This window comes from Pedobacter jamesrossensis, assembly GCF_042650905.1.
Taxonomy (GTDB): domain Bacteria; phylum Bacteroidota; class Bacteroidia; order Sphingobacteriales; family Sphingobacteriaceae; genus Pedobacter; species Pedobacter jamesrossensis.
The window spans coordinates 21,767-28,044 of record NZ_JBHSBY010000113.1; the positions used below are offsets into that span (position 1 = coordinate 21,767).

Annotated in this window: 5 protein-coding genes; 4 read left to right on the plus strand and 1 reads right to left on the minus strand. The window is 34.9% G+C overall.

Features of this window, described 5'->3' with window-relative positions:
• Window positions 1–28 precede the first annotated feature (28 nt).
• Together ACFOUY_RS11740 and ACFOUY_RS11745 are read left to right on the plus strand one after the other, a co-directional pair.
• Window positions 29–751 (plus strand): ferritin-like domain-containing protein, encoded by a 723-nt coding sequence (locus ACFOUY_RS11740; protein WP_378960832.1) that lies wholly within the window; start codon window positions 29–31, stop codon window positions 749–751.
• 18 nt (window positions 752–769) lie between these two features.
• Complete coding sequence (locus ACFOUY_RS11745) at window positions 770–1,627, plus strand: ferritin-like domain-containing protein (RefSeq protein ID WP_378960833.1); 858 nt, start codon at window positions 770–772, stop codon at window positions 1,625–1,627.
• A gap of 529 nt (window positions 1,628–2,156) precedes the next feature.
• Here ACFOUY_RS11745 and ACFOUY_RS11750 read toward each other — a convergent pair.
• Entirely contained in the window at window positions 2,157–3,281 is a 1,125-nt protein-coding gene (locus tag ACFOUY_RS11750; RefSeq protein ID WP_378960835.1) for a CofH family radical SAM protein, read from the minus strand.
• Between the two features lie 154 nt (window positions 3,282–3,435).
• Here ACFOUY_RS11750 and ACFOUY_RS11755 point away from each other — a divergent pair, with 154 nt between their 5' ends.
• On the plus strand, window positions 3,436–4,680 hold the full coding sequence (locus tag ACFOUY_RS11755) for a M16 family metallopeptidase (RefSeq protein ID WP_378960836.1): 1,245 nt from the start codon (window positions 3,436–3,438) through the stop codon (window positions 4,678–4,680).
• Window positions 4,673–5,944, plus strand: coding sequence for a M16 family metallopeptidase (locus ACFOUY_RS11760; RefSeq protein WP_378960837.1), 1,272 nt, complete (start codon window positions 4,673–4,675; stop codon window positions 5,942–5,944). Before ACFOUY_RS11755 ends, ACFOUY_RS11760 begins: the two co-directional genes overlap by 8 nt.
• The last annotated feature ends 334 nt before the right edge of the window (window positions 5,945–6,278 follow it).

A 6,278-nucleotide genomic window follows, 5' to 3' on the forward strand; every position in this document is an offset into this window, starting at 1 on the left:
AGTAAAAAAACTTAAACGTAAATAGAATATGAAAAACAATGAACTAAAAATCAAAGATGAACTTCAAGAAGAAAGTTTATTCAATGGTAGTTTAGGCCGCAGGTCTTTTCTACAGTATGCAGGCGTAAGTGCTGCAGGTATGGCACTGGTTGCTGCTGGTTGTAAAAAAGATCGTGGTTATCCTGATATGGGTTCTGGAGCTACTTTAGATTTTAAAGATGATTTCGGTGTATTAAATTATGCTTATGCTTTAGAGCAACTAGAAGCTGCATTTTATATTAAAGTTGCAGCGGCTCCACCTGCATCTTTTACCACTGCTCAAAAAGCCTATTTTTCAGATATTCAGTTTCACGAAATTGCACACAGAGAGTTTTTTAAAAATGCTTTAAGTACAGCAGCAATCGGAAGTTTAGAAGTAGATTTTTCTTCAATTGATTTTACAAATGCAACAAGCGTTTTAGGCGCTGCAATGGCTTTCGAAGATTTAGGTGTTGCCGCTTATAATGGAGCTGGTAAACGTATCCAAACCGATGCATATTTAGTATTAGCGGGTAAAATTGTTTCTGTAGAAGCTCGCCATGCAGCATATATCAGAGATATAATTTCCAACGGAAGTTTCGCTGATTTAGGCAGTATGACTGCTTTAGGTGCTAATAGCATGAATGGTTTAGATGGTGCTTTAACACCAGATAAAGTTTTGGCTATTGCAGGTAAATACATCAAAACAAAAATTAACGTAATTAATCTTTAATCTTAATCTCCTGAAATCATGAATATCGTAAATATATTAGAAGAAATTGAAAAAGTTGACGGCGAAATCTATGAAAGATTAAGTCCAAGACGTTCAGCAATGAAAGATTTTTACTCAATGGGTAAAAAAATCGCTTTAGCTGCAGCACCATTAGCATTAGGTTCTATGTTTAACAAAGCCTATGGACAAACTTTGCCAGCTGCTGTTGTAAATACATTAAATTTTGCTTTATCATTAGAATATTTAGAGTATCATTTTTATAACCACGCTTTATTGGGTACTGATGTTACTTTTGCTTATCCAACAGCGGCAGCAAAAGCAGCAATTACAACAATTCGCGATCATGAGTTAGCTCACGTAAATTTGTTAAAAGGTGCATTAGGTGCTTCAGCAAGAACTGAAATTACTTATGCAATGACAGATTTTACAGCCGGTGGTACTTTTGGCGATGTTTATCAAAACTATTCAACTTTCTTAAAAGTTGCATTAGGTTTTGAAGATACAGGCGTAAGAGCCTACAAAGGACAAGCTACAGTATTAAAAGGCTTAGACGTTTTAACAACTGCTTTACAAATCCATTCGGTAGAAGCTCGTCATGCTTCACACATTCGCCAAATGTTGGCTGCCAGCGGTGCAAACATTAAGCCTTGGATTACTGGTTCTGCAACAGTTTCAAACGATACAGGTGTGCCTCAAGTAGATGCAGTTTATGCAGGTGAAAACTTGGATGTACAAGCTGGTGTAACAATTACAGGTATTAATGGTAACACTGGAGTAACCAGGGCTGCTGCTGTAGAGTGTTTTGATGAGCCTTTAGCAACTGCAAGTGTTATTACTATTGCCAACTTATTTGTAAGAACAGGTTTCAAATTATAATAACATAAAAAATTTACATTATTGATTAGGTAATGTTTAGTTTAAGGTAGGGAGGTAGGACTTAGGTTTTACTTCCCTTTTTTCTGAGCTGAATTTTTAGGGCTGCAATCAAATATCGTATAAGAAAATAAATTCAATAAAACGTTTTGAAAAGCAAGGTTCCGCTTTTCATTTTAGTGTTAGTCCCGTTTTTCGCTAAATCTTTTTAGCAGAAAAAGCTAAAAAGTATATCGCTGCAACCGGGTTTAATTAACTTAGGTTTTGATTTTGAAGTACTGTTAGCAGAATAATATTTTGAGCGGTCGTCATTGCCTTGAAAACGAGAATCGTAAAGCGATAGAAAGGTTGTGAAACAAAGCCTATTAAAGAATTAGGATGATCGTCAATCTGAACATGACGATAGCCTCCAAATTAAATTCTTTTAGAATGACTGAATTTTTTATTGTGATACACCTCTTTTATGTTCCTTTGTTCAAATGACAGATTTAAATATTTTATGTCTATTTCAAAACGCTATTAATCAAAATTTTTAATAAGTAATAACCTGTTCTTCTAAATGTTCAGGTAAATCGCGGTAATTATATTTTTGTCCACGTAATTGTGGTTCAAAACCTGCAGCTTTAATAGATTGCTGAATGCCGTTCGCTGTAAAACGATGAGGAGCTCCTGCTGCAGAAACCACGTTTTCTTCAATCATAATAGAGCCGAAATCGTTAGCACCTGCATGCAAACATAATTGCGCAGTTGTTTTACCTACCGTTAACCAACTTGCCTGAATGTTTTTAATGTTTGGTAGCATAATCCGGCTTAAAGCAATCATACGTATGTACTCATCGGCAGTAACATTGTTGCTAATTCCTCTTAATCTTTTCAATAAAGTTCCATCATCCTGAAAAGGCCATGGAATAAAAGCTAAAAATCCATTCGCATCAGCGGGTTTTTCACTCTGAACCTGACGAATCCAAACTAAGTGTTCAAAACGTTCTTCAATAGTTTCAACATGACCAAACATCATCGTTGCTGAAGTTGTAATATCCAGTTGATGACAAGCACGCATCACATCAAGCCACTCTTGCCCGCCACATTTTCCCTTAGAAATTAAGCGGCGAACCCGATCATTTAATATTTCTGCCCCTGCACCTGGTAAAGAATCCATCCCTGCTTCTTTCAAAACCTTTAAAACTTCTGTGTGCGAAATTCCTTCGAGTTTTGCAACATGTGCAATCTCCGGCGGACCTAAAGCATGCAATTTTAAATCAGGATATAATTCTTTTAATTTTCTAAATAAATCAGCGTAAAAAGCCAAACCTAAATCAGGGTGATGCCCACCCTGTAATAATAATTGGTCGCCACCTAAACGAAAAGTTTCTTCAATTTTAACTTTATAAGTTTCAATATCAGTTATATAACTTTCATCATGTCCTGGCCTGCGAAAGAAATTGCAGAATTTACAGTTGGCAATACAAACATTTGTGGTGTTAACATTTCTATCAATTTGCCAGGTAACTTTACCACTTGGAACCTGAAGTTTTCTAAGTTCGTTGGCTACAAACATTAAAGATGCTGTATCGGCATGGTGATATAAATGTACACCTTCTTCAAGGCTTAAAAAATCGAAATATAGTGCCCGTTGCAGTAAATCGGCTGTATTCATAGTACAAAGATAAGTAAAAGGGCGTGAAGGTTGAAGGTATAAGGTTTGAGCTTTGTCAAAAAAAATGTTTAGAAATATTAAAAGATTAGAATCATTGAAATCATTCTAATCTGTGGAATCATTTTTAATATCTTTACACTCCTAAAATTAGATAATGGTAGATTTTAAACGCTTTACACTAGCCAATGGTTTAAAAGTTTTAGTACATGAAGATGCTACAACTCCAATGGCAGTTTTAAATATTTTATACGATGTGGGTGCTCGCGATGAGAACCCGGAACAAACAGGTTTTGCCCATTTATTTGAACATTTAATGTTTGGCGGCTCTGTAAATATTCCAAATTACGACGAACCTTTACAGCGAGTTGGCGGCGAAAATAATGCTTTTACCAGCAATGACATCACAAATTATTACATCACTTTACCTGCAGAAAATTTAGAAACTGCATTCTGGTTAGAAAGTGATAGAATGTTAAGTCTTGCTTTTTCTGAAAAAAGTCTCGAAACACAAATTAATGTCGTTTCAGAAGAATTTAAGCAGCGTTATTTAAATCAACCTTATGGCGATGTTTGGTTGAAATTACGTCCACTGGCTTATAAAAAACATTCATATCGCTGGGCAACTATTGGTAAAGAGCTTTCACATATCGAAGATGCTAAAATAAGCGATGTGAAAGCATTTTTTAACAAACACTACAATCCACAAAATGCAATTTTGGTTGTTGGTGGGAATGTAAAAATGGAAGATGTAAAAAAACTTGCCGAAAAATGGTTTGAACCAATTCCATCAGGAGATAAATACGAGAGAAATTTGCCTCAAGAAGATAAACAAACAGAGGCAAGAACGGAAACCGTTAAAGCAAATGTACCTTTGAATGCAATTTACGTAGCTTTTAAAATGCCTGGTAGGTTAAGTAACGATTATTACGCTTATGATTTACTTTCTGATATTCTCTCAGGCGGGAAATCTTCGAGACTGCATAATAGCTTGTTAAAAGAACAACAACTTTTTAGTGATATTAATGCATATATATCGAGTAGCTTAGACCCGGGTTTATTTATTGTTGAAGGTAAATTGATTGAAGGTGTATCTATCGAACGTGCTGAAACTGCAATTTGGGCAGAACTTGAAAAAATTAAATCAGAATTGGTTGCTGCTAATGAGTTAACTAAAGTGAAAAATAAGGTCGAATCGGTTTTAGTTTTTTCTGAAATGAGTTTGCTTGATAAAACCATGAACCTTGCTTATTACGAACTGCTTGGCGATGCTGATATTCTAAATCAGGAAGCTTCTAAATATTTAGAGGTTAGTGCAGAAGATATTAAAAGAATATCAACAGAAACTTTTGATAAAAATTCATCATCAACTTTGTATTACTTAACTGAAGAAAATGCTTAATCGTACTCTTGCACCTGATTTTAGAAAGGTTTCTATCATAAATTTTATTAAACCCGAAAAAAATAATTTAGATAATGGCGTTCCGGTTTTTACCATTTATTCTGGGGAACAAGATTTAGTTCGTATCGAATTTATTTTTAATAACGTAAACTGGAATCCTGAAAAACCGTTACAAGCCATCGCCGTTAGTTCTATGCTCAATAACGGAACGGATGAACTTTCATCAAAAGAAATAGCAGAGCAGATTGATTTTTATGGCGCATTCTTTCAAACTGAATACGGTCAGGATCAATCAACGGTTACGCTTTACACCTTAAATAAGCACTTATCATCGGTTTTGCCGATTGTAAAAGATGTACTTTCTAATAGCCAGTTTCCACAAAAGGAGCTTGATATTTATATTCAAAACCAAAAGCAAAAATTACAGGTAAATCTTCAAAAAAACGATATTCTTTCGAGAAAGGAATTTTCTCATGCCTTGTTTGGCGATACAGCCTACGGTGTAGATATTCAGTTAAAGCATTACGACGAAGTAAAACGCGATGATTTAGTCGATTATTTCAAGGCTGCTTACACACCGGATAACTGTACTATTATTGTTTCTGGGAAATTTAGCGAAGCAAGTTTCGGACTTTTAAATGAACAATTTGGTAAAGATTGGATGGCAAGTAATTCCAAGAAAAACAGTTTTAGTTTTCCACCTTCTATTCAAAAAGAAGTTTATAGAGAAAAAGCAGAATCATTACAATCTGCAATTAGAATCGGGCAATTGGCAATTACTCGTAAACACGAAGATTTTCCAGGTGTACAGATTTTAAACACAGTTTTAGGTGGTTACTTTGGTTCACGTTTGATGAATAATATTCGTGAAGATAAGGGCTATACGTATGGAATTAGTTCTGGAATAGTTTCGCTGCAAAACGCAGGTTATTTCTTTATATCCACGGAAGTTGGTGCTGATGTTTGCGCTGATGCATTAAAAGAAATTTACAAGGAAGTAGGTTTGCTTAAAACTAAATTAGTAGGGGCAGAGGAACTGGATTTGGTAAGAAACTATATGTTAGGCTCTATGTTGGGCAGTTTAGAAAATGTTTTCTCTCATGCAGATAAGTTTAAAAATATCTATTTTTCTGGATTAGATTACGCCTATTACGAAAAATATATCAGTACAGTGAAAACAATTACTGCAGAAGAAATATTAGCGCTTGCGAACAAATATTTAACTACAGAATCTTTTATTGAAGTTGTGGTAGGGAAGAAGTAGTTGTTAGTTTACAGTTATCAGTTGCCGATTTGCAATTGCAAAATAAAAGGAACAGGATTTACATTCTGCTTCTTTCTCGTATATGTTATCAACGTTTAAGGTTGATTGGGTTGTCACCATGAATTTATTTCAGGGTCTTTAACGCTGTTAAGATGAGACTGTATCAAAATTGATTTTGAAGCATTGTTAGCAGAATAATATTTTGAGCGGTCGTCATTCCCGCATACGCCTATCGTGTGGACACATCTTTTTGTTTAATTTGCATGATATATGCAACGGGGATTTACAGATCTATGTGATGATCGATTACTTTTTAGAGGGAATAAGATTTTAA

What these genes read in the sequence shown, in the direction of transcription:
- ACFOUY_RS11740 (WP_378960832.1), top strand. Translation starts at nt 29, where the DNA reads ATGAAAAACAATGAACTAAAAATCAAAGATGAACTTCAAGAAGAAAGT.
- ACFOUY_RS11745 (WP_378960833.1), top strand. Translation starts at nt 770, where the DNA reads ATGAATATCGTAAATATATTAGAAGAAATTGAAAAAGTTGACGGCGAA.
- ACFOUY_RS11750 (WP_378960835.1), bottom strand. Translation starts at nt 3,281, where the DNA reads ATGAATACAGCCGATTTACTGCAACGGGCACTATATTTCGATTTTTTA.
- ACFOUY_RS11755 (WP_378960836.1), top strand. Translation starts at nt 3,436, where the DNA reads ATGGTAGATTTTAAACGCTTTACACTAGCCAATGGTTTAAAAGTTTTA.
- ACFOUY_RS11760 (WP_378960837.1), top strand. Translation starts at nt 4,673, where the DNA reads ATGCTTAATCGTACTCTTGCACCTGATTTTAGAAAGGTTTCTATCATA.